The sequence below is a fragment of the Anoxybacillus sp. MB8 genome (genome assembly GCF_011006755.1).
GTDB classification, from domain to species: Bacteria; Bacillota; Bacilli; order Bacillales; family Anoxybacillaceae; genus Anoxybacillus; species Anoxybacillus gonensis.
In genome coordinates this window covers 1-307 of sequence record NZ_RXXX01000182.1, presented here as the reverse complement: position 1 = coordinate 307, position 307 = coordinate 1, and the positions used below count along the sequence as shown (strand labels likewise).

1 protein-coding gene is annotated in these 307 nt (G+C 62.9%); it reads left to right on the top strand.

Annotated elements, in window-relative coordinates; all coding sequences use genetic code 11:
* The coding region (locus tag EKC99_RS15790) for a DUF7657 domain-containing protein (protein WP_205597845.1) at positions 1 to 307 on the top strand (307 nt) is incomplete at both ends.

The following is a 307-nucleotide window of genomic DNA, read 5'->3' as shown; positions in this document are numbered from 1 at the left end:
TGGCAGTGCTGATACTGGCCTTCCGGCGCGATGCCCTCACGCTTCCACGACTGATCGATGCCGGCATCGCAGGCGCGCTGGCATTGGCCGTGTTCATCGGTTACTTCCACGACATCATCCCGATCGTGCGCAACACGGTTTATCCGGGCCAGCGCCAGAGCGCCGGAGGTGGGGTCGGGCTGACGTCCCTGTTCGCGCACGTCTTCCCGAACCTGATGACCTACCGGTTTGCACCGCTGCCAATGTTCAAAGGCTCCAACGAGTGCGAGATCGCCGTACTCGGCAGCCTGTTGCCGCTGTTCACCCT